Raw genomic sequence first — 25154 nt, 5'->3', positions numbered from 1 at the left:
TTTAAAATACAAAACGCCCGATGAAGTACATCGAGCGTTTTAGTTAAAAAGTGTCAACCCATATCAGGACGGGTCATAGAATTTTGTGCTCTAAATTTTACCGATAGGGCGCTTAATCTTTGCGTTGTAAAATCTCATTCCAAGGTAAATCCGCATCACCAAGAACAATAAAGTTCGGGTTTTCTAGTGTTTCCCGCTCGTTATATGACAGCGGTTCTAATTGCGTGCTGAGAATACGTCCGCCAGCTTCTTCAACAATGCATTGTGTCGCAGCGGTGTCCCACTCACCTGTTGGACCTAGTCGGAGATAGCAATCTACCGCCCCTTCCGCGACGAGGCATGCTTTCAATGCTGCAGAACCGAGCGGTATTAAGTCGTAATTCCAGGCGCTACTCATACGGTTAGTAATACGATTGATGTCTTGGCGACGACTAATAGCAATTGCGATGCTTTGCTCTGGCTGTTCGTGTTTGTGTGTATGGATTTTGACGCTGTCCGACATGTCGGGAATTTTCCAGGCGCCTTTGCCATTATAAGCGTAGTAAGTCACGCCAGATACAGGGCCGTAAACGACGCCCATGGTTGGTCGATTGTTGTCGACCAACGCAATAATAGTGGCAAAGTCACCACTGCGAGCGATGAATTCTTGAGTACCATCAAGAGGGTCGACTAACCAATAACGTTCCCACTGAGCGCGTTGCTCTAAGCTTATGTCTGCGTCTTCTTCTGACAACACGGGAATGTCAGGCGTCAGATCACTCAAGCGTTCAGTGATGAACTTGTGAGCTGCAATATCCGCACTTGTTACGGGAGTTTCGTCACTTTTGGTGTAGGCCTCGTATTGCTTCTTTTCATATATTTCGAGGATCATTTGCCCAGCACTGCGGGCAATCTCGATGACTTGAGGAAGTAGGTGAGATAGATCTTTTGTCATTGGCATAAGTGATAGTCCTTACTCACAGTGTTATTCGGTTCTAATGACCGTTATTGGTTATGCTTGTGAGTGGTGTTTGGTAAGTGTTTCAGTGCCAACATTAGCGCTGTGATGCTTCGTGCTTCACAGAAATCCATGTGAGTTAATAACTCTTCGGCTTGCGCAAGTGGCCAACGCACAATTTCCAGTGGTTCAGGCTCATCGCCTTCTTGCTTCTCTGGATAAAGCGCCTGTCCTAAAAATAGAGTCATTTTGCTCGAAAAGTAAGATGGCGCGAGGATAACTTGTTTCAACGGGGTTAACTGATTACAGCCAAAGCCGATTTCTTCTTTTAACTCACGATCCGCAGCTTGGTGTGGTGTTTCTCCTGGGTCAATCAGCCCTTTTGGGAAACCTAGCTCGTAACGTTCAGTTCCAGCGGCGTATTCACGCACCAGTAATAAATCGCCTTGTTCTGTTACAGGGACTACCATTACAGCATCTCGTCCACTTGGCTTCATACGCTCATAAGTACGATGCTCACCATTGGAAAAACGAAGGTCGAGCGCTTCCACAGCAAACAGTTTGGATTTTGCAACCGTCTGGCATGAGAGTATCTCTGGTGGGGTTCGTTTCGGCATGACGCTGGCTCCTTGGTGTCGTTGGCGTTTACGAGATGCGTAAGATTCTTAATATATGAGAACTCCGCCTGAGTTTCTAGCGGATTTTACGAGTCGAGCTAAGCATCTCAGCATCACCTCAGTATCGATACAAAAATGGGAGACCGAAGCCTCCCATTTTCTGACAGTGTTTACTCTTAGTAGTAAGAGTGATCACCACGGTCATGTTCTGTAGCATCACGAACTGCGGTTAGTTCACCAATGAACTGGTTTAGCAGCTCTTTCTCGATGCCTTCTTTTAGTGTTACGTCAACCATAGAACAGCCATTACAACCGCCACCAAATGCAACAATCGCAACACCGTCTTCAGTGATCTCAACCAAGTTTACGTGACCACCGTGGCCAGCAAGTTGTGGGTTCACTTGAGTTTGGATAACGTACTCAACGCGCTCAACCAGTGGTGCGTCGTCCGCAACTTTACGCATTTTAGCGTTAGGTGCTTTTAGCGTTAACTGAGAGCCCATTTTATCGGTAACAAAATCGATTTCAGCGTCTTCAAGGAATGGCAGGCTTAGCTCATCAACGTAAGCTGAAAAACCGCTGTAAGAGAGTTCAGTGTCGGTCGATTCTACTGCTTCTGGTGGACAGTAAGACACGCCACACTCAGCGTTTTGTGTACCTGGGTTCACAACGAAAATACGAATGTTAGTGCCTTCAGGTTGTTGACCTAAAAGGTTAGCGAAATGCGTTTGCGCAGTTTCTGTAATAGTAATATTTGACACGACGAATACCCGAGTAAATTTGTAGGTTACTGCTGCTATTCTACTCTTGTTGACGTATGGGTCTAGTCTTTTTGATGCTAAGGCATGGCGAAGCGATCTAGAGAGAACGAGGAGCAGGTGTTCTGCAGATGCAGTAAATATCGATGCTTTCTACGCCAACTTCAAGTAGTAAATGACATAATTGTCGGACGGTACTGCCTGTGGTGACTACATCATCGACGATGGCAACATGGGAAGAGTGAGGTTGCTTATTGAGAATAAACGCGCCTTTTAAGTTTTGTTCACGGCTTGTTTTGGTATTACCACGCTGTGATTGGGCGAGCTTTACTCGACGAAAGACCTTCGCATCAAAATTAGTCTGCAATTGCTTGGCGAGGTGTCGGGCTAAAACATCACTTTGATTAAAACCCCGGCGCAGGTAACGCTGCCAGTGCAATGGCACACTGGTAATGATTGGAGCTGGCGTGGTGATGCGCTGTGCCAGTTGCTCGGTTAATGCTTTTACATGCCAAGACTCTCCGTGATCTTTAAAGCGTTGTACTTCCCGTGAAAGGGGAAAGTCGTAATCGCCTAACGTGTATAGCCTTTGCCATGGCGGTGGCTCTGAAAGACATTCACCACAAATACTATCCGTACTCATTTCTTCTTTCTGTAATGATAAACCGCAGCGTTGACATCGTTTTACCGGAGTTAGGTATTTTAAACAGTGCTCGCACCAGCGCAGAGTATTTGTGTGGCTTGGTGTTTGAATAGGGAGCCGACACAGGCCGCATTGACTGCTCAATACACGATGCATGATGTTTTGCCAGTGATGAGATAACATAGCGTTTATTCATGGTGATATTTTACTCAGCCTAACGCTTGGCTGAAGCCGTAGGGAATAAAATAAGTGGGAGAGATTGAGAGCATGAGCACGAAATTACACTGGCAGTCATTTGGTCAGGGACCAGATTTGGTGTTACTTCATGGGTGGGGCATGAATGGTGCGGTATGGCAGCAGACAGTCGAGTCTCTTCAACCTTATTTCCGAGTTCATGTGGTTGACCTTCCGGGGTACGGACATAGCGCCGAATCTCATGCTGAAGATTTAGACCATATTGCTAACTTGGTGGTGCAAGGTGCGCCAGAGAAAGCGATTTGGCTTGGTTGGTCCCTCGGAGGTTTAGTGGCGACGCATGTGGCATTAAATATGCCCGAGCGCGTGGCTAAGTTGATTACGGTTGCCAGCTCACCAAAATTTGCCGCAGAAAAACCGTGGCGTGGCATTCAACCGAATGTACTGAGTGCGTTCACCTCTCAGTTGCTAGAAGATTTCTCACTGACCATTGAGCGCTTTATGGCGTTGCAAGCGATGGGCAGCCCATCAGCGCGTAAAGACGTTAAACAGCTCAAGCAAGCGGTACTATCGCGCCCTCAGCCAAACCCTGAATCGCTGTTGGTTGGGCTAAACATCCTTGCTGATGTGGATCTGCGCGATGCGTTGACGTCTCTTTCTGTTCCAATGTTGCGTCTTTATGGCCGTTTAGATGGGTTGGTGCCAATTAAAGTAGCTAACGATTTAAGTGAACAGTTGCCTCATACCCAGCAGTTTGTTTTTAATCAGTCCTCTCATGCGCCTTTTATCACCGAACATGACGAATTTTGTGTTCAAATCCGAGAGTTTGCTCACGATTGAGCAAGTACGAGCGGAAATACCTCAAGTTGTTTAAAAAGTGGTCGATATAAAGGCTGGTGAGGTTTTATTAGCCAATAAAGCTAAGCCATATTGACGAGTTGGGCGACTCTGAGGAGGGTTCGCAATGATTGTGTCACCGACCAACGTAAGTGTGCCACTGATCGCCCCATCCGTGAATGTGCAGACGGAACAAGCAGCTCGCGACAATAAAGTCCGAGAGCCTGTAACGCCAACGGTCGCATTGGCCAAAACCAATGCAGAGCGAAAAGTAAAAGGTGACGACAAGCGCCGACGTCAGTCTTCTTGGGATCCTTCAGAGCATCCTGATTATGATATGGAAACGGAAGTCGACACGCGTTATCAAGAAGAGCCGGAAGATACACTAGAACGGCTTTTTAGTTTGCTTGCGCTCAAATCGTATAGTGAAGACCAGGGGAAAGGCTACGCGATCCGCTTTCGCTTACCAAAGCGCATTTTGGATGCTGCGATCAATGAAGGATTAATGGAAAAGCGCAGGAAGGTGATCAAGTTTCATTATGGTCATGCAGTCGCTCCCCATACCCCGTCAGAAGTGATAGCAGTATTATGACGACTCAATATCCTACTCAAACAAAAACGCTCCAAGCAGGTTGACTGATTGGAGCGTTTTCTTTTTAGTTATGAAAGCTCGTTAGCGGTGAAGCCTAGGTAAGGTTACTTTTTCGCTTTAGCAAACGCCGCCGCAAATGCACCGCCCATCGCGCTGTTCGATGACGAATCATCACGGCGAGGCTGACGACGCTGCGGTTGGTCATTACGACGTGGCGCTGCTGATGAGCGTTGGCTGCGGTTGTCTTGACCCGGTTCGTCGTTCATACGCATCGATAGACCAATGCGCTTACGCTGCACGTCCACTTCCATCACTTTCACTTTGACGATGTCGCCTGCTTTCACCACTTCACGTGGGTCAGACACATAACGATCTGTCAGTGCAGAAATATGCACAAGACCATCTTGGTGAACGCCGATATCAACGAAGGCACCGAAGTTGGCTACGTTAGACACCACGCCCTCTAGAATCATGCCCGGTTCCAAGTCAGATACCGAGTTTACACCTTCTGCAAAGGTCGCCGTTTTGAATTCTGGACGTGGGTCACGACCCGGCTTGTCTAACTCTTTGATGATGTCTGTAATGGTTGGAACGCCGAAGTTATCGTCGGTGTAATCGACCGCATGCAGACCTTTAAGGAAGCTTGAATCACCAATCAGTGCTTTGATATCTTTGTTGTTCTTCTCAGAAATCGCTTTGACCACTGGGTACGCTTCTGGGTGAACCGCAGACGCATCAAGTGGGTTCTTACCATCCATAATACGCAGGAAGCCCGCACACTGCTCGAACGCCTTAGGACCTAAACGAGGTACTTTCTTCAAGGTTGTACGTGCTTCGAAGCGGCCGTTCTCATCGCGGAAGTCGACAATGTTCTGCGCGATGGTGCTTGATAAGCCTGCTACGCGCGTCAGTAGCGCCGCAGAAGCAGTGTTCACATCAACACCAACCGCGTTTACACAGTCTTCCACAATCGCATCTAGGCGTTTTGCCAACATAGATTGGCTTACATCGTGCTGGTATTGACCCACACCAATAGATTTCGGATCAATTTTCACGAGTTCAGCCAATGGATCTTGCAAACGACGTGCAATCGACACTGCACCACGCAGTGATACGTCCATATTCGGGAACTCTTTTGCTGCAAGCTCAGACGCTGAGTAAACCGAAGCCCCTGCTTCACTTACGATGATCTTCTGAACTTTCAGGTTGCCACGTTTGATGACGTCTGCGACAAAGCTGTCGGTTTCACGTGAAGCCGTACCGTTACCAATCGCAATCAAATCCACGTTGTACTTACGCACCAACTGCTCAACGATTTGTGCTGACTTGTCGTATTGTTTTTGTGGTGGGTGAGGGTAGATGGTTTCGGTTGCAAGCACTTTACCTGTTGAGTCGACAACCGCGATTTTTGAACCTGTACGCAGACCCGGATCTAGACCAAGTGTTGCACGAGGGCCAGCCGGTGCTGCCATCAACAAGTCTTTTAGGTTAGTGGCGAATACTTCAATCGCTTCGATTTCAGCGCGCTCTTTCATTGCGCCCATTAGCTCGGTTTCCATGTGCATCGATACTTTGATGCGCCATGCCCAGCTGATCACTTGCTTACGCCAGGTATCCGCCGGTGCGCTGCTTAGCGTCACGCCATAATGGTCTGCGATAATCGTTTCGCAGTAAGACTGACGAGCGCCTTCTTCCTGTTCTGGATCAGCATTCATTGCCAATGTCAGGAAGCCTTCGTTACGGCCACGCAACATCGCCAGTGCGCGGTGCGATGGCACTTTGCTTAGGGGCTCGTTGTGGTTGAAGTAATCTTTAAACTTCTCGCCTTCTTGCTCTTTGCCTTCAACGACTCGTGAGACCAGTTCCGCATTGCGATTTAAGTGGTTGCGAATTTTTTCCAGTAAGTTTGCGTCTTCTGCGATGCGCTCCATGATGATCGCGCGAGCGCCATCCAATGCAGCTTTGGTGTCTGCGATGCCTTTGTCTGCATCAAGGTATTTGCTTGCTTCGCTTTCTGGCTCGGTTTGTGGATGATTCCAAAGCTGATCTGCGAGCGGCTCAAGACCAGCCTCAATCGCGATCTGACCTTTCGTACGACGCTTGGGTTTGTAAGGTAGGTATAAGTCTTCAAGACGAGTTTTGCTGTCTGCCTGCGCGATCTCTTGTTCTAGCTCTGGCGTCAGTTTGCCTTGCTCTTGGATTGATTTGAGGATGGTTTGGCGGCGATCATCCATTTCACGAAGGTAAGACAGACGGCTGTCCAAAGTACGCAGCTGGGTATCATCAAGGCCCCCCGTCACCTCTTTGCGGTAACGTGCAATAAAAGGGACAGTGTTGCCATCATCAATTAGGGTGACAGCGGCGTTGACTTGCTCTGGGCGAACATTCAGTTCTTGAGCAATCATGCGACAGATAGCTTGGCTCATCCGTGTTTTCTCTTTTAATTCAGTTTTGGTTGTATAGAACATTGGGGTCGTTCGAAGAATTTGCAATGTTTTAAATTAACGAGGCAAAAATTTACCGGGCGCTGGTGGACATCAGTCAGATTTATGTCAAAACTGTAATTAAATTGAGAACTTATATCCGCAGTTATCGACTAACCTAATTCCACGGTTGTTGATATCACTAAATGTACCTCGGCTTATACGGATAATCATGATGAAAAAAATGTCTTTGGCGTTAGCGCTTACGAGTGCCTTACTTGTCGCCCCGCTTAGTTGGGCGCAGTCTATCTCAGGAACCACACAAGCTCCCGTTTATCAGCTCGATAACAAATTGGTACTAGGGCGTGTGGAGAGCGTCTACTACAGTGACATTCCGGAACTAAAAGCGGTGCCATTTATTGGCAAGATTGATACTGGTGCAGATACGACATCGATGCATGCGGAGAATATCCATGTCAGTAGTTCACACCCAGATTACCAAGATTTGAAAGATAACGAGTTACTTTGGGCGATTGTCGATGACTTAGGTGGTACGAAGGCAAAGTGGGACGCCGACAGCTTTAAGCCATATCAAGTAAAGGTTAGCTTTACGGTTCCTCACCCTTATACAGGGAAGGAAATACAGATTACCGATGATCTGGAAAGAGTGAGCGCGATTCGCAGTCGAACAAGCAAAAAGCCCATCCTACGCCCGACAATAAAAATGCCGATGACAATCGCTGGTCACACCGTTGATACGGAAGTGAACCTGACCAAGCGTACGCAATTCTCTTCTCCTATCTTGATTGGTAAAACCTATCTCGATGATAACGCATGGGTCTTCGCTGGTTACGATTACCTTCAAGAACAGCCACGCGCAAAAATGATTGGCAAAAAAGAGACGGTTGAAGTCGAAGGTGTGCCATATAAGATCAGCATCTCAACTTCTAGCCGTTATACCAACGTCCATGCACTGGACATCAAGGTAGACAAAAAGCATAACGAAGTCTCTTTTATGTTAGAGGGCGAGAATGGCAAGCGTCATCCAATGACATTACCCTTGGTACGAATGCTGAAAACGACCAAAAGCGAGCGCCCTTTAGTCTATTTACCCGTCAAAGTCGGCGAAAATGAAACTCAACGTTGGTTGGTGTATCTGCGTGATCGCAGTAAGTTCAGTTCGCAAATTCGCTTAGGTCGGGACGTCGCGAGTCAGCACTTTGTTATTGATACGGACAGAGAAAATCTACTGGGTGGCGTAGAAAAAACGTTCAAAAGCGCACTCAAATCAAAACCTCTTGTCGTTTCACCAGAAGAACAGGTCACCATTGATGGTTATACCGTCCCTGCTTACCCCACTTTTACTGTGAAAACGCCATTACTGCGTGTAAATGGGTTTGAAGTAACAGAAAAAGGTAAGGATGAATCCGTCACGTTTTATTTAATGAACGATGAGGGGAAAGAAGAAAAAATCACCAAACCAGTGTTGAAAAAGCTCAAGGTTGGCAGCGCGGTTCGCCCTGTTGTCGAAGGAGACTTTCTTCTCGGTAGAAAAGACACATCAATGAAGTTTGCGCTCGATGTGCTTGATGAGGGTGACACTCAACCCTTTTTCGTCTTTGGTCATGACATAGCCAAGGGTGGTGTGTTGCTGAACACTCGCGCAGACCATCTACTAGATGCAAGGCCACTTTTCAAAGCTGGCCATATCGAAGTGGCTGAAGTTGAGGGGATGTCTTTCCCTGTGAAGTTAGACACGGGTGCAGATGTAAGCTCAATCAATGCTAAGAACATCAAGCAGTTTAAGAAAGACGGCAAAGACATGGTGAGCTTTACCTATGAGAACGATCTTGGCATGAAACAGGCGTTTACCAAGCCTGTTGTTGATGTCATGCGTATTAAAGCTAAGAAAGGCGAGAAAGCGAACGTACGCCCTGTGGTTGAAATGCATGTTAAGCTTGGCGAATTAGAGAAGAAGATCCGAGTCAACTTACAGGACCGAGGTCGCTTCCATTACAGCATGATTTTAGGTAAAAACTTTCTAAAACATGGCGCGGTTGTTTCGAGTGATACGAATTACATCGTGACGCAAAAACCGGATTACGAAAAGTAACACTCTGGCCGCCTTATCACCTTGATACCCAAAGCCTGAACAACATTGGATCTTTGGGTATATCATCTCCTTAATGCTGCCAAAGAGCAGCATTTTTTAGTTGAGATAGGAGTTAATTTGAAAACTAAGCTGATTACACGAGAAGGTTACAACAAACTCAAACAAGAGCATGATTACCTTTGGAATGAAAAGCGCCCGGAAATCACCAAGATCGTCACTTGGGCGGCGAGCCTAGGCGATCGCTCAGAAAATGCGGATTACACCTTCAATAAACGTTTACTCCGTCAGATCGACCGTCGTGTCCGCTTCCTTCGTAAATTCCTGCCAGAAGTCACGATCGTTGACTATTCTCCGCAACAAGAAGGCAAAGTCTTTTTTGGTGCATGGGTGGAAATAGAAAATGAGGCAGGAGAAGTGAAAAAGTTTCGTATTGTCGGGCCTGAAGAGATTTATGGCGATGCGAAAGACTACATCTCTATCGATTCACCTATGGCGCGAGCGATGTTGAAAAAACAAGTGGATGAAGAGTTCACGGTACGCACCCCAGAAGGTGAAAAAGAGTGGTTCATCAACTCAATTGAATATACTCAACCGGCCTCGGAAGACTGAGGCTTTATCACCGATTCAAGTCTCATGAAGTTCACTAGGAGTGACTTGGGTCTCAATGTCAGAATATTTGGTATAAAGGCATGGTGCCTTTCTCGGAGAAGTAAAATGAACAAAGCAGTCATGTGTAGTGCTGCACTAACAATAGGTTTCTCACTTTCAGTTTTTGCTCAAGATGAAGTGAAAGGCTGTGACGCTAAAGAGTTAGCGGTAGAGCAGCAGCTTGAGTATGCAAAAGCGCAAGGTAATGAGCATCGCATTAAAGGCTTGGAGCAAGCACTTTCCGCTATCCAGAATGAATGCTCGGAAGGTGAGTTGCGCCAAGAGCTGCAAACAGAAGTGGAAGAAAAGACTAAAGAAGTTGAGGAGCGAGAGGAAGAATTAGTCGAAGCTCAGCATTCAGGGAAAGCAGACAAAATTGAGAAAAAACGTCACAAGCTGGCTGAGGCACAGCAAGAGCTGCTTGAGGCCAAACGTGAACTGGAATGGAATTATGGTCAATAGTAGGTGCTGAAAATACCTGCTAGAGAGAGAATAAAGCGCTTAAGATAAAAAGAGTAACAATTTGCTTGAGCACGTTAGGAAAAACAGTGATACATTTTCGACAATAGACGCTTCTGAAAGGATGTTTCAATGCAAGAAAATCATAAAATTTTAGTGGTTGATGACGATGCTCGTTTACGTGCTCTATTGGAGCGTTACCTTTCTGAGCAAGGTTTTCAGGTACGAAGTGTCGCCAATGGCGAACAGATGGATCGCCTACTAACGCGCGAAAACTTTCACTTAATGGTGCTGGACCTAATGTTGCCAGGTGAAGACGGTTTGTCAATTTGTCGTCGTCTACGCCACGCGAACAATATGTTGCCAATCTTAATGCTCACCGCGAAAGGTGATGAAGTGGACCGCATCGTAGGTCTTGAGGTAGGGGCGGATGATTATTTGCCAAAACCGTTTAACCCACGCGAATTATTGGCTCGCATCAAGGCCGTATTACGCCGCCAAACCGTAGAGTTGCCGGGTGCACCAAGCACGGAAGAAAAAGTGGTGGAGTTCGGGGAGTTCCGACTCAATCTAGGCACTCGCGAGATGTTCCGCGGTGACGAGGCAATGCCACTCACCTCTGGAGAGTTTGCTGTTCTAAAGGCGCTCGTGATGAATGCACGTGAGCCAATGTCACGAGATAAATTGATGAACATGGCGCGTGGCCGTGAATATTCTGCAATGGAACGCTCTATTGACGTACAAATCTCACGCTTACGTCGCATGTTAGAAGACGATCCGAGCAAGCCGCGCTACATTCAAACCGTGTGGGGCCTAGGTTATGTTTTCGTCCCAGACGGCAAAGAGGTGTAACCTCTTCACTCCATAGCCAGCACTTGGCTATAGCAACTTCAGCCTTCATTACCTTCCCTTTGAAGGCTGAAATTTCGCGATTAGGACCACTAGGAACGTTCCATGCGCATCCGAAGTTCACTGACACAATCTATTCTGCTGTTCATCTCTTTGCTTCTCGCGAGCCAAGTTTTCTCTTATTACGCCGTTTTTAACTACGCGTTGATGCCGAGTTTGCAGCAGTTCAATAAAATTCTCGCCCATGAGCTCAATTTAGTGCTTGATGATGAAGGACCTTTAAAGTCTGATGCACCGTTAAGACGTCAATTATTAGAAAGACTAGGGGTGACGGTTCATAGTCTCGATAGCGATAAGGCGATTGAATTTCATCACGCAATGTCGATTGATTTGATGTCTGAAGAAATGAGCCAAGAGCTGGGTTCGCCTACAGAAGTGCGCTTATTGCTTGGCGATGAAAGTTACATTTTGTGGATGCACATCGAAAAGTTGCCGAACTCCATCATTCGTATTCCGTTATCTGAGCTGCAAGAAGAAGATTTTGCACCGCTGTTTCGTAACAGTTTGATTATGGCGCTGCTGATCATTGCAGGTGGTTGGTTGTTTATTCGTTTGCAAAACCGTCCACTTTTGGCTTTAGAGAGAGCCGCGAAAGACGTCGGTCGAGGTGAGATCCGGCCCCCCTTAGCAGAGAAAGGCGCATCGGAGATTCGCTCTGTAACTCGAGCCTTTAATCAAATGTCGAAAGGTATTCAAGAGCTAGAAGAAGACCGAGCCTTATTAATGGCGGGGATTAGCCATGACTTACGAACGCCTCTGACGCGTATTCGCCTAGCGACAGAAATGATGTCTCCTGAGGACAGCTATCTTGCGGAGGGGATCATTAGCGATACGGAAGAATGTAATGAGATCATCAGTCAGTTTATGGATTATCTCAAACCGGTGAACCAAGAATCGTTTGAAGCGGTTGATATCAGTACGATTGCCAGTGACGTCGCCAGTTCTGAAGGTGGTTATGAGGTTGAAATTGAAACAGATCTTAATCTTAACTTGCCGCCAGCCAAAGGAAGCGCGATTGCGATTAAGCGGGCGATCAGTAACTTAGTTGTGAATGCGCTACGTTATGGTAATGGCTGGGTCAAAATCAGCACTGGTGTGACAGCAGATAAGCAGCTAGTGTGGATTTCAGTAGAGGACAACGGACCGGGTATCGAGCATTCTCAAATCGCGAGGTTATTTGAACCCTTTACGCGTGGTGACACCGCTCGCGGTAGTGAAGGCACTGGGCTAGGGTTGGCGATTGTGAAGCGTATAATCAGCCAACATTCAGGTTCTGTGGTGATGCGTAATCGCAGTGAAGGCGGTTTAATCGCTCAAATCAGCTTTCCTACCAAGTAAGTCGATGGCCTGCACCCTTTAAACAAAAAGCCCAACCTAAATAGGTTGGGCTTTTCTTATTCTCAATAATCTTAAGACTCTTTCACTTCCTGAGGAAGTTCATCTTCGTCTTCCAGTTTCTCTGGCAGAAGTAGATTTAAAATGATCGCTGTGATGCCACCTGCTGCAACACCAGTTGAGAAAATACTCTTAATAAATTCTGGCATAAATTGCAGGATCTCTGGTTTTTGTGCGATACCAAGTCCCATTGAGAAGGATAAGGCCATGATCAGAATTGCGCGGCGATCGAGCTCAACACGAGAGATAATACGCACACCAGCGGCAGCAATCGTACCAAACATGACAATCGTTGCGCCGCCAAGTACTGGCTCAGGAATCAACTGAACAAAGCTAGCGACGCCAGGAAACAAGCCAAGAATCACTAACATGCCTGAAATAAAGTAACCCACGTAGCGGCTCGCGACTCCTGTTAGCATGATGATGCCGTTATTCTGGCTAAACGTTGAGTTCGGGAAGCTGTTGAAAACGGCTGCGATTGCAGAGTTTAAGCCGTCTGCTAACACACCGCCCTTAATGCGTTTCATGTACACTGGGCCTTTTACTGGCTCACCAGACACTTCAGATGTTGCGGTAATATCACCGATGGCTTCTAGTGCGGTAATAAAGAAAATCAGTACCAGCGGAATGAACAGAGACCAGTCAAACGATAAGCCATATTGCATTGGTACGGGCAGTGCTACGATCTCGGTTGCGCCTAGCTGAGAAGTATCTACCATCCCCATAAAATACGCCATGATGTAGCCCACTAGCATCGCAATCACGATTGAAGCCACACGGATGTATGGGTTTTTCGAGCGGTTTAAAATCACAATTAATCCAAGTACCGTCCCAGCCAGAGCAAGTTTGTCTAAGCTGCCGAAGGTTCCTTCATTTAATGCTGCGTAGCCACCGCCCATTGATACTAAGCCGACTTGAATCAGTGTGAGACCGATAAGAGTGACGACGATGCCTGAAACAAGCGGAGTGATGATTCGGCGGGCATGCTCCAACACGCGAGATAGAAAAATTTCTGCAAATGATGCGACTAAAATCGTACCAAAAATGGCAGCCATCATGGTACTGATGTCTGCTCCACCAGCTTTCAGCGATAGGCCTGCACCAATAATAGGACCTAAAAAGTTAAAGCTGGTGCCTTGAACAGAGAGCAAACCAGAGCCAATTGGGCCAACGGTGCGAATTTGAATAAACGAAGACACGCCTGACGCAAACAAAGACATGCTGATGATGGTATTCGTTTGGTCTGCTGGTACACCCAAAGACTGACAGATGATCAGTGACGGAGTGATAACCGCGACGAACATCGCCAATAAGTGCTGAAGTGCGGCAAAAATGGTTTGAGGCAAAGGTGGTCGATCGTTGAGTTGATAGACCAGTTCCGAAGATCGGTTTGAAGTTGTCATTGTTTGTCTCGCTAGTCGCAATATTTCCCTAGTTCTCGCTGAATGGGAGAGCAGGGTGGAGTTGACGTCGTTACCTGTGATTGCTGTTAATCAGAGTCAACTCAGGTTGGTGGAGTGTGATCTAACACACTTAAAAATTTGTGCGCGATTATAGAGAGATTTTCTCAAAAAGCAAACGTTTGCTTTTGGCGTATTAAAAAACGAGCCATTTGGCTCGCTTTCAATCATTACGCTTTGGAGTAAATATCCCGCTCACCCAACCAGCGATCGATAATCGCTGTTGCGTTAGTCGGGTAATTGTCATGAATATGACGCGCAATACGCTGAACTTCGGGAATCAGGCGTTGATCTCGAACTAAGTCTGCGATTTTGAAATCAGCAAGACCTGTCTGCTTTGTACCCAATAGTTCTCCAGGGCCACGAATTTCTAGGTCTTTCTGCGCAATGACGAAGCCATCGTTACTTTCACGTAGTACTCCGAGACGTTTTTGCGCGGTTTTTGACAGAGGAGAGTGGTACAGCAGCACACAATGGCTAGCAACGGAACCTCGGCCCACGCGACCTCTTAACTGGTGTAATTGTGCCAAACCAAGACGTTCAGGGTTTTCTATGATCATCAAGCTAGAGTTTGGCACATCCACACCAACTTCAATCACTGTCGTTGCGACCAGCAAATGCAGTTTATTGTCTTTGAAATCTTGCATTACCGCTTGTTTCTCTGCCGGCTTCATTCGTCCGTGCACTAGACCAATTTTTACGTCCGGCAGTTTACGTTGAAGCTCTTCTGCGGTATCTGCCGCGGCTTGCGCTTCTAATACTTCCGACTCATCAATCAGGGTACACACCCAATATGCCTGCTTGCCTTCGTTTAAGCAGGCATTTCGGACACGCTCGACGATGTCGTCACGTTTTGTATCAGGAATGGCAACGGTTTGAATCGGCGTTCGACCTGGCGGTAACTCATCAATCACCGACGTTTCTAAGTCAGCATAAGCAGTCATGGCTAACGTTCGCGGAATCGGCGTTGCTGTCATGATGAGCTGATGTGGATAAGCGCCTTGTTTTGCACCTTTCTCACGCAGCTCTAAACGTTGGTGGACACCGAAGCGGTGCTGTTCATCAATGATGACCAAAGCAAGGTGATGAAATTCAACGTGCTCTTGGAATAGCGCGTGAGTACCCACTACCATTTGCGCTTCACCACTGGCAATACGAGCCAGCTCGGCTTCCTTTGCCTTACCTTTGAGTTTGCCCGCTAACCAACCGACTTGAATGCCCATGGTTTCAAACCAGTTTGCGAAGTTGATAGCGTGTTGCTCGGCCAATAGTTCGGTTGGCGCCATGAGTGCCACCTGATGGCCATGCTCAATGGCTCTAACAGCGGCCAAAGCGGCAACCAACGTTTTCCCCGAACCAACATCGCCTTGCACTAATCGCATCATTGGGTGCGGTTTTTCTAGATCGGCTTCAATCTCTTGTACTACTCGGGTTTGAGCGTTTGTAGGAGAGAAAGGCAGTTGGGCTAAAAGCTGCGTTTTTAGTTTATTACAAGGACCGAGAGGTAGCGCTGAATCCTTCTGACCTTTGCTACGCACCGCTAGCATCGATAAGTTTTGTGCGAGCAATTCTTCCATGATCAAGCGGATTTGGGCAGGATGTTTGCCTTCGTCAAACTCATCTAAATTAATGGTTGGTGGTGGGCGATGAATGGTGTGCAGCGCTTGCGACATCGTGATTTGATGGTCATACAACCCCGCTGGAAGTAATTCCTGCACTGCGGTTTTATCAAGCAGGGCTAAAGCTTGTTCGGTAAGGTTGCGTAATGTGATTTGGCGTAAACCATCGGTGGTGGGATAAACAGGGGTTAAGCTCTGTTCTACATCGGGCTTTTGCTCGCTAACGTAAAACTTGTAGTCAGGATGAACAATTTCCAAACCCATGCCACCGCGCTTAATTTCACCGTAAGCATGTACTAACTTACCTTGCGTGAAATTGTTCTTCATGGCTGCGGTAAAGTTGAAAAAGCGCAGCGTGATAGTGCCATTACCGTCGCTGATTTTTACCGTTAGCATTTTGCGCTTACCGAAGATGGTGTCGACTGCCATGACCTTACCTTGCACGGCCGCCCAAAGGCCAGCATGCAGTTTGGCAATAGGGTAAATACGAGTACGATCTTCGTAGCGTAACGGAAGGTGAAACAGCAAATCTTGAACGCTATGTAAGCCAACTTTGGCGAGTTTTTCTGCGACTTTCGCGCCAACTCCAGAAAGGGAGGTTAATGGGACGGCAGATAACATTTGGGCGGACATAGAGGGCTCAAGAAAATGGTTAACATAGCAGTATGTTAACCATGGAGCTGTGTTTTTGTACAGGAAAAAATAGTCATGCTTTAGTTAGTGTCATGATTTGACTGATCACCTATCATTCCGAGGAGCTTTAGCGACATCAGGATTCTATTTCCAACAAGTATGTCGCTGAAGTTAACACTATCAGCATCTGTATATTTGAGAATTAGATCCTGAACCACGCTCCTTCGCCGCCGTTCAGGATGACGAAAGTCTGTTACTTGCTTTGCATCTCTTGCCACCACGCGTCATCGGCGATGATTTGACCTTCTTCATCGAGTGGTGGGTAAACGAGCCCTTTTCGTTTCGCGACCTTTGCCAGCACTGGGTGACCACGTTCAAAGAGAATACGGTTGATTGTCTCTTTAGGCAGAGCGCTTTCTTCTCGGTCGTACATGCCTGCGGCTTCACGTTGACGTTGCGCTTCATACAAAATTACGGCACTGGCAACCGATACGTTTAGTGACTGCACCATGCCCACCATTGGGATAATAATGTCTTGTTCGGCAAGCTGTTTGGCTTGCTCCGAAGCGCCAACTTTTTCACTGCCTAAAATGATTGCCGTTGGTCTGGTGTAGTCGATCTCGCGAAAATCGACGGCGGTGTCCGAAAGATTGGTCACCAAAACCTGCATACCTTGCGCTTTGAGTTCGGTAATCGCAGTTTCAATCGAATCGTGAGTATCCACTTCAACCCAGTTACGCGCGCCAGCTGAGGTATGGCTCAGCGTACGCATTTTGTCTGGCCAAATTGCGTGAACTTTGTGTAAGCCTGTCGCGTCAGCGGTGCGGATCACAGCAGAGACGTTGTTTGGCTTATGTACTTCTTCGAGACAAAGTGTCAGATCAGTTTGGCGAGTTTTTAGGACTTGGTGAATACGGTTGTAACGTTCTAGGTTCATATTTATTGAGGTATAAAAAATCGCCACCTAACAGAGTAGGTGGCGATAGAGGTTAGTTCTTTCTGCGTCTGACTCGGGTTGCTTGAGGCATTGCCTTAATCTTACGCATGATACCAGCAAGGTGGACACGATCTTTCGTCGTCAACAGCACAGTCACAGTGTATAGACGACCATCACGTTCTTCCGTTGAAAGGCCATGAATGTTTGATCCTGTTTTCGAGATCACGTTGGTCAGTTCTGCAAGAGCACCTTGGTTGTTAAGCATGTCGACTTTAAGTTCAGCAATGAACTCTTTATCGTAGTCTTCAGACCAAGCGACAGCCATATAACGGTCTGGCTCTTTCTGATAACCACGAACGTTCGGACATGTTTCTCGGTGAACAACCAAACCACGACCAGGCGATACGTGAGCAATAATGTGATCATCTGGGATAGGATGACAACAATTTGCAAACGTCAGCAATAAGCCTTCTGCGCCACGAATCGGAAGCTTCTTCTTCGAGTCCGTTGGGATTGAACTTGTTGTCGTGAGCTCTTCGGTGTCACCAAGGAGACGACGTGCAATCACAATGCTCATCAACTCACCCAATCCAATAGCAGCCAATAAATCATCGATGCTTTCTAGGCGAAGATCATTCAAGACTTCTTGGATATTTTCTGGATAAATTGAATCAATCGAGTGACGGCCAAGTGCGTGATTAAGTAGGCGACGACCTAAAGTAATCGACTCTTCACGACGCATCGTTTTCAGTACTTGTCGAATCTTAGTGCGGGCACGAGAAGTCACGACATAGTTTAGCCATGCCGCATTCGGACGCGCACCAGGGGCACTGATAATTTCCACCGTCTGACCGTTTTTCAATGCCTTACTCAATGGGTAAGGGTTACGGTCAACACGAGCACCAACACAAGAGTTGCCTACATCGGTATGTACGGCATAGGCAAAGTCGACAGCCGTTGCGCCTAAAGGTAGTTCAACGATACGACCTTTTGGTGTGAAGACGTAAATCTCATCTGGGAAAAGATCGGATTTTACGTTTTCAATGAATTCGAATGAGTTACCCGCGCTTTGTTGTAGCTCTAACAGGCTTTGCATCCAACGCTGAGCTTTCACTTGCGCAGTGGTGCCAGACTTGTCGCCTTTGTCTTTGTAAGACCAGTGTGCCGCGACACCTTTGTCCGCCATTTGATCCATATCTTCAGTACGGATCTGAACTTCAACAGGTACGCCGTGAGGGCCAACCATGGAAGTGTGTAGCGATTGATAGCCGTTCGCCTTTGGTACCGCGATGTAATCTTTCATGCGACCAGGACGTGGCTTATACAAGCTGTGTACTTGGCCTAAAACGCGATAACAAGTATCAGCGGTATCAACAACGACTCGGAACGCATAGATATCCATGATGGTGTGAAAGCGCTGTTCTTTGGTTTTCATCTTGTTATAGATAGAGAACAGGTTTTTCTCACGACCAACGACGCGAGCATTCAAGCCAAAATCTTGCAGACGGCCTTCTATTTCGCTGTGAATGCGTTGGATCATCTCTTTACGATTACCACGTGCGGCTTTAACCACTTCTTTCAGTACGCGGTAGCGGTTGGGATATAGCGCCTCAAAGCCCAACTCTTCGAGTTCGGTTTTGATATTGTGAATACCAAGACGATGAGCGAGGGGCGCGTAAATTTCTAACGTTTCACGAGCAATACGACGCTTTTTATCTGGTCGAAGCGCGCCAAGCGTACGCATGTTGTGCGTGCGGTCAGCCAGTTTGATCAGAATGACGCGGATATCTTGCACCATGGCCAGAACCATCTTACGAAAGTTCTCAGCCTGAGCCTCTTTCCTATCGCGGAATTTGAGTTTGTCCAGTTTAGATACACCATCAACCAATTCTGCGACAGTGTTGCCGAATTTCTCTTCGAGATCTTCTTTAGTTACATCACAGTCTTCAATGACGTCATGCAGCAAAGCAGCTTGGAGGGTTTCGATATCAAGGCGCATTTCGGCCAAGATACGAGCCACTGCGACAGGGTGGATGATGTATGGTTCACCGCTAGAGCGGGTTTGCCCTTCATGGGCATCTCTCGCTACCACATAAGATTGACGCAGAGCCTCAATCTGAGGCTCTGTTAGGTATTCTTGGGCAACGTCTTTGAGGCTATCGAATAGATACAAATTATAGGCCCGGGAGGTTGTTGAATTCTAAAGTCAGAATTAACGGTTGTGAGCGATGCTGCTTACTGCCGCTAGCTCTGCCGCTTCTTGCTCTTGCTGTTCTTGACGTTCACGAGCGTCTAGAACTTCTTTAGTAATTAAACCTTCTTCGATTTCGCGTAGAGCGATAACCGTTGGCTTATCGTTCTCTTCTGGCACTAGTGCATCTTTACCGCCAGTTTGCATTTGACGAGCGCGGCGAGCCGCAATCAGTACTAGGTCGAAACGGTTGCCAACTTTTTCAACAGCGTCTTGAACAGTTACGCGTGCCATGAGGACTCCAAATAGTTAACTAAAATTTTAGAATGACGAGAAAGTATACAACCTAACTACTTTATTTACTAGCAATTAGACAAGCCACCGTTTGTGGACTTTCTCAGGTAGTTTATTGTGTTTTTCGCACTGGGCAAAAAACGGGAAATTCTTTATGTTTTACAGCGTGACTTTTTTGAAGTTACTCTGCTAACAACGCGTCAAGCATACCTTTATATTTAGCAGCTTGCTTTTCTTCCTTCAATCTTTCAGCACGCAAGATAGCTTTAAAATCCATCAAAGCGGTATCAAAATCGTCGTTTACGATCACGTAGTCGTACTCGTTGTAATGAGAGATTTCCGACTTGGCTTCAGCCATACGCTTTGCGATCACTTCATCGCTATCTTGACCACGAGTGTTCAAGCGACGCTCTAACTCACCGTTTGATGGTGGCAGGATGAAGATGCTTTTGGCTTCTGGCATTTGTTCACGGATTTGGCGTGCGCCTTGCCAGTCGATATCTAGAAAAACGTCGATACCTTTATTTAGTGTTTCTTCAATCCATACACGAGATGTGCCGTAATAATTACCAAACACTTCTGCGTATTCTAGGAAGTCACCTTTAGCGATCAGGGCTTCAAACTCATCTTTCGCTACAAAATGGTAGTGGACACCATTTTCTTCACCAGGTCGCATGTTGCGCGTGGTGTGAGACACAGACACTTTCATTGCGTAGGTTGGGTTGCGTTCCAACATCGCTGAGATCAAGCTAGATTTACCTGCGCCGCTAGGTGCAGATACGATATAGAGAGTACCTTTGCCCATTGTACTGTTCCACTTTTGATTGGATTGATTGAGTGCCGAAGGAAAGTTCGACATTCTTATAACGATAGCACTGGCATTGAGAAATCAACCACCAAAGGGGTGGATATTGGTGATAATCCCGCCAGAAAAATGGAGGCGAAGAGTATCATGATCTCTATTTTGTTACCAGTTGATCTTTCTGTCTATGATCGTCTCAGATGAAATAGTTACTTACGCCAGAGTGTTCCTAAACAGCGAAGAAGGAGCGTGATACAGGACTTACCATCCGCGCACTCTGTTATTAAAACCATTTCTACAACCGTTTAGTGTGCTGATTTTAGGTTTAGAGTCCCGATTTGGCTTGCGTGAGTGACTCTGGTTAAAAATAGGGGTTAATAAAGATAAAACGGAAAAAAGGGGAAGCTTTCACTTCCCCAGGCGTGCGACTGACTCACACTTAATCTTCGAATTATCCTTGAGACTCTAGGAAATTTATCCAAGGGCTAACGGTTGACCTGAATTTTGGCGATTGAGCAGCGCCTTTCATCGCCTGCAAGGCCTTTTGTGGCTGCTTAAGCTCGAAATAGGCCATCCCGCGAATGTATTCAAGTTCTGCCTTTTGCTCTTTAGAGGCACTGGATGCCGCGCTTTCTACAAAACGAGTTGCTTCAGAATACTGCTTGTCTTGTATCATTAAGCGAGCAATCTGAATTTGCGTTTTAGCAGAAGGAGCGAGGTTATATGACTTTTTATAAGCGAGAATTGATTTATCTAGCTCTTTAGCTTGCTGCCAGAAGCTGGCTAGGCGGTCATAGTTTTCCTTCGTCTTTTCAATGTTTCCAGCTGCCATTTCCTTTTCAAGAGTTTTGGCTGCTTTATATGGAATACCTTGATAAGCCAAGAAGTTTACAAAGCGCAAATATTCCTTCTCTCCTTCTAGTTTCCCCATTTTGTAAACCATTTCTAGGGTGGCTAGAGAGTTGCGCTCTTGACCTAGCTCCATGTAGACACCAGAAAGTTGCATCCAGTAACGCTTTTTCTGAGGGTACTTTGAAGTCAGAGTTTTGAGTACACTGGCAACGCTTTTCAGCTGGCCTAACTCGTAGTGAGATGCAACGAGAATTAAGTACCAAGACTCACTTGGGCTCTTGCTCATCGCGATGGCTTTTTTGGTTGGCGGGATTGCATTTTTGTAATCTTCCAACTGAACATAAGCGCTCGCTAACGTGATATAAGCATGAGCTTGAGGCTTCTCTTTGGTTGTTTCTGCAACCTTGAACCATTCCTTCATCGTTTTTACAGACAACGTATACTTTTCTTCAGCTAGGTAAAGCTGAGCCAAGCTGTAGCGAACTTGTTGAGCAACCGGAACGGGAAGTGCGTCGAGCTGTAATGCTTCGGCAAAGTATTTTGCTGCTTGCACATAATTGTCTTGTAGCGAATACAAAAAGCCAGTCTGCTGAAGTAAAACTGCTCGGTCGTATTTTTTCGAACTTGTGCTTTCTAAAGCGCTTGCTAGTTTTTCTTTCGCTGCTGAATATTTTTCAGTTGCGATCAACTCTTGCACTTTGTTAACGGTTCGAAATGTCCGATCTGATAACTGAGGAGCTTCTTTTGCCATCGTAGGAGCGGCCATTGCCACTCCTGCGAAGAGAATTAAAGAAGCCACTTTGCTTTTCCATAAACTTTTCATCGTGACTCCTTAATTGGTTGAGAACTCTATTTCTTGCGATAGGCGCGAGCTAACAGGTTTCCCGTCAACCAATTTTGGTTTAAATGTCCATTTAGAGACTGTTTTTCTTGCCGCTCGACCGAGGCCTAAGCGTCGTGGTTGCTCTTTAAGAACTTTGATGTCCTCTACGGCACCACGTGCGTTTACAGTAAACTCTAATAAGACGACCCCTTTTTCTATTCCTGCTTTCGCAGCCTTCCTAGGCATTTGAGGTTGGAATGTCGCTAGAGGTGTTGGACCTCCGCTACCCGCGAGTTGCGCACCTCCACCCTGGCTATAATGTCCAAGCACCGAACCACCTGTAACATTAACGGGTAGGTCAAGCTTTGGCATATCCATTGGGGTCTGCTCCATCACCGGTTTTACTGTCGCTGTCACTTTCATTTCTGGCGGCGGCGGCGGACGCTTAGGCGGTGGTGGCTTTGGAAGTTCGCGTTTTTTCTCCTGTATTTTTTCGTCTGGTTTAATGCGAATAAACTCTACCATACGCAGGTCATCATTCGACACTAACTCGTGGCGCTCTTTGTTTACTAGCTTGTCCATCCCCCAGAACAACCCGAGGGAGACAATGAGCGCCAGTGCAATTGAGGCCAGATACCGCATAAGCTTAATCCTTATTGGTTGCGGCAATGGAGATGCTTTCTACACCTGCCATTTTGATCTGGTCCATAACCTTCACTACTACGCCAGCATTTGCTTCTGTGTCGGCTTGGATAACAACTGCGCCATCAGGGCTTTCTGCACGAAGACGTTCAATATTCGCGCGAACCGCGTCCACTTCGATGCGGCGTTTATCAACCCAAACATCACCCGCCGCACCAACTGCGACCATGATGTTACCTTTTTTCACGGTTTGCGCAGAGCTTGCCGTCGGGCGGTTTACTTCTAGACCAGCTTCTTTTACGAACGATGTTGTTACGATAAAGAAGATCAACATGATGAATACGATGTCGAGCATCGGTGTCATATCGATAGCGGTTTCATCACTGCTATCACTGCTATAGCGTCTTTTCATGACCTATACCTCTAATTCCATTTACTCAGGCAATATGCTTTAGCTTATCTTCCAGCTTTTGCGTTGTGACTTTGGCTAAATGATCAAGACGTGAACTAAAGAACAGTCCTGATAGAGAAGCCACCATCCCGGCTAAAGTTGGGATTGTTGCCTTTGAGATCCCCGAGGCCATTGCTCGAGGGCTTCCTGTTCCTGTTACCGCTAAGATGTCGAATACTTGGATCATGCCAACAACGGTGCCGAGCAAACCCAGTAAGGGACAAAGCGCAATCAATACTTTCACGATTGGCAGGCCCTTTTTATTCTCAATGTCCTGACGAGAAACAATTTCTTGTCGGATCATCTTAGCGTTCCAGCTCTGGTGCTCTGATCGCCCCTGCCATGAGCCAACGGCTTTTTTCATGGCTTTTGGAGCGACGGCAGCAAAATAGAACCAACGTTCTAACAATACTGCCCAAAGCATAAAGCTGAGGATGAAGATGGCGACGAGTACATCGCCACCCATTCCCAAGAAGCGCCTAATTGATTCAAGTTCTCCAACTAACCACCACATAACGCCTCCTTAGCTTTCGGCTTTATGTAGTTTTTCCTGATAGCGAGCGATGAAGCCTGCACTCTGTTCTTCAAGAGTTTGAACCAAACGACGACCTTTACTGTGTACGATGGTGTACAGGAACAGTAGAGGAATTGCGACAACCAGACCAAGCATCGTAGTAACAAGTGCTTCAGAGATACCGCCAGCCATTAGCTTAGGATCACCTGTACCAAATAGTGTGATTGCTTGGAACGTACCGATCATACCCATAACCGTACCCAGTAGACCTAGAAGTGGTGCTACAGAAGCGAACAGTTTGATTGAGCTGATAAAGCGTTCAATGCTCGGTGCGTTACGTAGGATGATTTCGTCCAGTTTCGCTTCAAGATCTTCAAGGTTGTCACCTTTGTGTTCTTGGTAAGCTTGGATAACTTCACCCAGAGGGTTACCAGGAATCACGGTTTCTGATTTCGCTTGCTTACGCATTTTACCGCCAATCACTTGAAGGCGTAGGAAGCAAACTAGAGCAATGATAGCGCCAACTGCACCCATACCAAGGATGACGTAACCTACAATGCCACCTTGATCAATACGTTCTTGAACGGTAGGGCTTTGTACAAGTAGAGACAGAATTACACCACGGGATGGGTCAATGAACAGTGGCTCATAGCTGTTTGACGCTGACTCAAAGCCTGCAACATGACGTGTAATATTGGTGCGAGGCTGTCGAGAGAGTTCTTCGAACTTACCTGTTTGAGGTACATAAGTAACGTACTTACCATCGGCAATCGCGTTAAATTCACCGACAAGAGTAACATCGCGAACCGCTTCTTTACCTTCGCCATAAACAACCGTTGCTTGGGTTGTTGCTGTCTCGCCTGAGGCAACCACTTGTTGAAGAATGGTATGCCAGAATGCTTCTAGCTCTTGTGTTGATGGCAGTTCTTTGCTTTCAGCCAGTTTCGTTAGTAGAGCGTCACGCTCTGGGAACTGAACAGCGTTTTGAGAGGCAGCAAATAAGCCCTTAAACTCGCCCGCATATTGGCGGACCACACCAAACATTTCGCCCAAAGTACCAGAGCGAACACGTAAGGTTTCTGTTAGTTCAGTCAGCTGCTTATCGTTTTCATCAAATGTCGCTTTAAGTTGATCGCCCAGTGCTTGCTGTGAAGCTAGCTCTTCACGAGCCTGTTGCAATAATGCCGCTTGCTTATCTCGGTTGTTCTTGAACTCAGCTTCACGGGCTTTGTTCTCTTTTGACTCAACGATGCTTTCTGATTTTACGTTTTTGAGTAGTTCAGATAGGTTTTTAGGCGTTTCTGCTTGTACGCCTGAAACCATAAATAAGCTCGCTAGTAGACCAGCGGCTAGAGTTTTGAATCCTTTCATCTCTTATTCCTCCCCAGCATATACAGGCAATTTGATTAG

23 protein-coding genes are annotated in these 25154 nt (G+C 46.7%); 7 read left to right on the top strand and 16 right to left on the bottom strand.

Annotated features, from left to right (window positions below; genetic code table 11):
• Nucleotides 1–112: 112 nt before the first annotated feature.
• From cysQ to R7P72_RS22890, 4 genes are all read right to left on the bottom strand, one after another.
• Complete coding sequence (gene cysQ / locus R7P72_RS22905; RefSeq protein ID WP_005379308.1) at nt 113–940, bottom strand: 3'(2'),5'-bisphosphate nucleotidase CysQ; 828 nt, start codon at nt 938–940, stop codon at nt 113–115.
• Nucleotides 941–984: 44 nt separating this feature from the next.
• Complete coding sequence (gene nudE, locus R7P72_RS22900) at nt 985–1554, bottom strand: ADP compounds hydrolase NudE (RefSeq protein ID WP_005379309.1); 570 nt, start codon at nt 1552–1554, stop codon at nt 985–987.
• Nucleotides 1555–1730: 176 nt separating this feature from the next.
• Entirely contained in the window at nt 1731–2315 is a 585-nt protein-coding gene (gene nfuA, locus R7P72_RS22895) for a Fe-S biogenesis protein NfuA (RefSeq protein WP_005379313.1), read from the bottom strand.
• Between the two features lie 97 nt (nt 2316–2412).
• Nucleotides 2413–3138 carry a ComF family protein gene (locus tag R7P72_RS22890; RefSeq protein WP_318110764.1) on the bottom strand — a complete coding sequence of 242 codons (726 nt, stop codon included), beginning with the start codon at nt 3136–3138 and terminating at the stop codon, nt 2413–2415.
• Between the two features lie 84 nt (nt 3139–3222).
• Here R7P72_RS22890 and bioH point away from each other — a divergent pair, with 84 nt between their 5' ends.
• Nucleotides 3223–3990, top strand: coding sequence for a pimeloyl-ACP methyl ester esterase BioH (bioH, locus tag R7P72_RS22885; RefSeq protein ID WP_005384724.1), 768 nt, complete (start codon nt 3223–3225; stop codon nt 3988–3990).
• A gap of 124 nt (nt 3991–4114) precedes the next feature.
• Nucleotides 4115–4579, top strand: a complete 465-nt coding sequence (locus R7P72_RS22880) for a hypothetical protein (protein ID WP_005379316.1) — start codon at nt 4115–4117, stop codon at nt 4577–4579.
• Nucleotides 4580–4683: 104 nt separating this feature from the next.
• Here R7P72_RS22880 and R7P72_RS22875 read toward each other — a convergent pair whose 3' ends face one another.
• On the bottom strand, nt 4684–7005 hold the full coding sequence (locus tag R7P72_RS22875) for a Tex family protein (RefSeq protein WP_005379317.1): 2322 nt from the start codon (nt 7003–7005) through the stop codon (nt 4684–4686).
• A 229-nt stretch (nt 7006–7234) separates the two neighbouring features.
• On the opposite strand from R7P72_RS22875, the gene R7P72_RS22870 reads away from it, so the two are divergent.
• The 5 genes from R7P72_RS22870 (at nt 7235) to envZ (ending at nt 12469) form a co-directional block, all read left to right on the top strand.
• Nucleotides 7235–9115, top strand: a complete 1881-nt coding sequence (locus tag R7P72_RS22870) for an ATP-dependent zinc protease (RefSeq protein WP_086013892.1) — start codon at nt 7235–7237, stop codon at nt 9113–9115.
• A 117-nt stretch (nt 9116–9232) separates the two neighbouring features.
• A complete protein-coding gene (greB, locus tag R7P72_RS22865; RefSeq protein ID WP_005379321.1) occupies nt 9233–9724 on the top strand; it encodes a transcription elongation factor GreB in 492 nt (163 codons plus the stop codon).
• Between the two features lie 105 nt (nt 9725–9829).
• Nucleotides 9830–10225: a DUF1090 domain-containing protein gene (locus R7P72_RS22860; RefSeq protein ID WP_005379332.1), complete on the top strand. Its 396-nt coding sequence runs from the start codon at nt 9830–9832 to the stop codon at nt 10223–10225.
• A gap of 129 nt (nt 10226–10354) precedes the next feature.
• Nucleotides 10355–11074, top strand: coding sequence for a two-component system response regulator OmpR (ompR, locus tag R7P72_RS22855; RefSeq protein WP_005379333.1), 720 nt, complete (start codon nt 10355–10357; stop codon nt 11072–11074).
• A gap of 102 nt (nt 11075–11176) precedes the next feature.
• Nucleotides 11177–12469 carry a two-component system sensor histidine kinase EnvZ gene (gene envZ / locus R7P72_RS22850; RefSeq protein WP_005379334.1) on the top strand — a complete coding sequence of 431 codons (1293 nt, stop codon included), beginning with the start codon at nt 11177–11179 and terminating at the stop codon, nt 12467–12469.
• 71 nt (nt 12470–12540) lie between these two features.
• On the opposite strand, the gene R7P72_RS22845 is transcribed toward envZ, so the two are convergent.
• The 11 genes from R7P72_RS22845 to R7P72_RS22795 all read right to left on the bottom strand — a co-directional run bounded on the left by R7P72_RS22845 (nt 12541) and on the right by R7P72_RS22795 (nt 25115).
• Nucleotides 12541–13929 carry a uracil-xanthine permease family protein gene (locus tag R7P72_RS22845; protein WP_005379335.1) on the bottom strand — a complete coding sequence of 463 codons (1389 nt, stop codon included), beginning with the start codon at nt 13927–13929 and terminating at the stop codon, nt 12541–12543.
• 227 nt (nt 13930–14156) lie between these two features.
• Nucleotides 14157–16238, bottom strand: a complete 2082-nt coding sequence (gene recG, locus R7P72_RS22840; RefSeq protein ID WP_205391079.1) for an ATP-dependent DNA helicase RecG — start codon at nt 16236–16238, stop codon at nt 14157–14159.
• A 253-nt stretch (nt 16239–16491) separates the two neighbouring features.
• Entirely contained in the window at nt 16492–17175 is a 684-nt protein-coding gene (gene trmH, locus R7P72_RS22835) for a tRNA (guanosine(18)-2'-O)-methyltransferase TrmH (RefSeq protein ID WP_005379339.1), read from the bottom strand.
• A 52-nt stretch (nt 17176–17227) separates the two neighbouring features.
• Nucleotides 17228–19348, bottom strand: a complete 2121-nt coding sequence (spoT, locus tag R7P72_RS22830; RefSeq protein ID WP_005379340.1) for a bifunctional GTP diphosphokinase/guanosine-3',5'-bis pyrophosphate 3'-pyrophosphohydrolase — start codon at nt 19346–19348, stop codon at nt 17228–17230.
• A 39-nt stretch (nt 19349–19387) separates the two neighbouring features.
• A complete protein-coding gene (rpoZ, locus tag R7P72_RS22825) occupies nt 19388–19660 on the bottom strand; it encodes a DNA-directed RNA polymerase subunit omega (protein ID WP_005379346.1) in 273 nt (90 codons plus the stop codon).
• A 181-nt stretch (nt 19661–19841) separates the two neighbouring features.
• A complete protein-coding gene (gene gmk / locus R7P72_RS22820) occupies nt 19842–20465 on the bottom strand; it encodes a guanylate kinase (protein WP_005379347.1) in 624 nt (207 codons plus the stop codon).
• Between the two features lie 448 nt (nt 20466–20913).
• On the bottom strand, nt 20914–22137 hold the full coding sequence (locus tag R7P72_RS22815) for a tetratricopeptide repeat protein (RefSeq protein ID WP_005379348.1): 1224 nt from the start codon (nt 22135–22137) through the stop codon (nt 20914–20916).
• Nucleotides 22138–22146: 9 nt separating this feature from the next.
• The gene (locus tag R7P72_RS22810; RefSeq protein ID WP_005379353.1) at nt 22147–22779 is read right to left on the bottom strand and encodes an energy transducer TonB; all 633 of its coding nucleotides are present in this window, start codon (nt 22777–22779) and stop codon (nt 22147–22149) included.
• A gap of 4 nt (nt 22780–22783) precedes the next feature.
• The gene (locus R7P72_RS22805) at nt 22784–23191 is read right to left on the bottom strand and encodes an ExbD/TolR family protein (protein ID WP_005379359.1); all 408 of its coding nucleotides are present in this window, start codon (nt 23189–23191) and stop codon (nt 22784–22786) included.
• A gap of 25 nt (nt 23192–23216) precedes the next feature.
• A complete protein-coding gene (locus R7P72_RS22800; protein WP_005379363.1) occupies nt 23217–23744 on the bottom strand; it encodes a MotA/TolQ/ExbB proton channel family protein in 528 nt (175 codons plus the stop codon).
• Between the two features lie 9 nt (nt 23745–23753).
• Nucleotides 23754–25115, bottom strand: a complete 1362-nt coding sequence (locus R7P72_RS22795) for a MotA/TolQ/ExbB proton channel family protein (protein WP_005384750.1) — start codon at nt 25113–25115, stop codon at nt 23754–23756.
• Nucleotides 25116–25154: the final 39 nt, after the last annotated feature.

Origin of the sequence: Vibrio sp. Vb0888, assembly GCF_033338835.1 — a bacterium.
Lineage (GTDB): Bacteria > Pseudomonadota > Gammaproteobacteria > Enterobacterales > Vibrionaceae > Vibrio > Vibrio alginolyticus.
This window is presented reverse-complemented; position numbering and strand designations above follow the sequence as displayed.

Excerpts from the sequence above, each read along its gene's own strand:
- cysQ (WP_005379308.1), bottom strand. The coding sequence starts at position 940 with ATGCCAATGACAAAAGATCTATCTCACCTACTTCCTCAAGTCATCGAG.
- nudE (WP_005379309.1), bottom strand. The coding sequence starts at position 1,554 with ATGCCGAAACGAACCCCACCAGAGATACTCTCATGCCAGACGGTTGCA.
- R7P72_RS22890 (WP_318110764.1), bottom strand. The coding sequence starts at position 3,138 with ATGTTATCTCATCACTGGCAAAACATCATGCATCGTGTATTGAGCAGT.
- bioH (WP_005384724.1), top strand. The coding sequence starts at position 3,223 with ATGAGCACGAAATTACACTGGCAGTCATTTGGTCAGGGACCAGATTTG.
- R7P72_RS22880 (WP_005379316.1), top strand. The coding sequence starts at position 4,115 with ATGATTGTGTCACCGACCAACGTAAGTGTGCCACTGATCGCCCCATCC.
- R7P72_RS22875 (WP_005379317.1), bottom strand. The coding sequence starts at position 7,005 with ATGAGCCAAGCTATCTGTCGCATGATTGCTCAAGAACTGAATGTTCGC.
- R7P72_RS22870 (WP_086013892.1), top strand. The coding sequence starts at position 7,235 with ATGATGAAAAAAATGTCTTTGGCGTTAGCGCTTACGAGTGCCTTACTT.
- R7P72_RS22860 (WP_005379332.1), top strand. The coding sequence starts at position 9,830 with ATGAACAAAGCAGTCATGTGTAGTGCTGCACTAACAATAGGTTTCTCA.
- ompR (WP_005379333.1), top strand. The coding sequence starts at position 10,355 with ATGCAAGAAAATCATAAAATTTTAGTGGTTGATGACGATGCTCGTTTA.
- envZ (WP_005379334.1), top strand. The coding sequence starts at position 11,177 with ATGCGCATCCGAAGTTCACTGACACAATCTATTCTGCTGTTCATCTCT.
- R7P72_RS22845 (WP_005379335.1), bottom strand. The coding sequence starts at position 13,929 with ATGACAACTTCAAACCGATCTTCGGAACTGGTCTATCAACTCAACGAT.
- recG (WP_205391079.1), bottom strand. The coding sequence starts at position 16,238 with ATGTCCGCCCAAATGTTATCTGCCGTCCCATTAACCTCCCTTTCTGGA.
- trmH (WP_005379339.1), bottom strand. The coding sequence starts at position 17,175 with ATGAACCTAGAACGTTACAACCGTATTCACCAAGTCCTAAAAACTCGC.
- rpoZ (WP_005379346.1), bottom strand. The coding sequence starts at position 19,660 with ATGGCACGCGTAACTGTTCAAGACGCTGTTGAAAAAGTTGGCAACCGT.
- gmk (WP_005379347.1), bottom strand. The coding sequence starts at position 20,465 with ATGGGCAAAGGTACTCTCTATATCGTATCTGCACCTAGCGGCGCAGGT.
- R7P72_RS22815 (WP_005379348.1), bottom strand. The coding sequence starts at position 22,137 with ATGAAAAGTTTATGGAAAAGCAAAGTGGCTTCTTTAATTCTCTTCGCA.
- R7P72_RS22810 (WP_005379353.1), bottom strand. The coding sequence starts at position 22,779 with ATGCGGTATCTGGCCTCAATTGCACTGGCGCTCATTGTCTCCCTCGGG.
- R7P72_RS22805 (WP_005379359.1), bottom strand. The coding sequence starts at position 23,191 with ATGAAAAGACGCTATAGCAGTGATAGCAGTGATGAAACCGCTATCGAT.
- R7P72_RS22800 (WP_005379363.1), bottom strand. The coding sequence starts at position 23,744 with ATGTGGTGGTTAGTTGGAGAACTTGAATCAATTAGGCGCTTCTTGGGA.
- R7P72_RS22795 (WP_005384750.1), bottom strand. The coding sequence starts at position 25,115 with ATGAAAGGATTCAAAACTCTAGCCGCTGGTCTACTAGCGAGCTTATTT.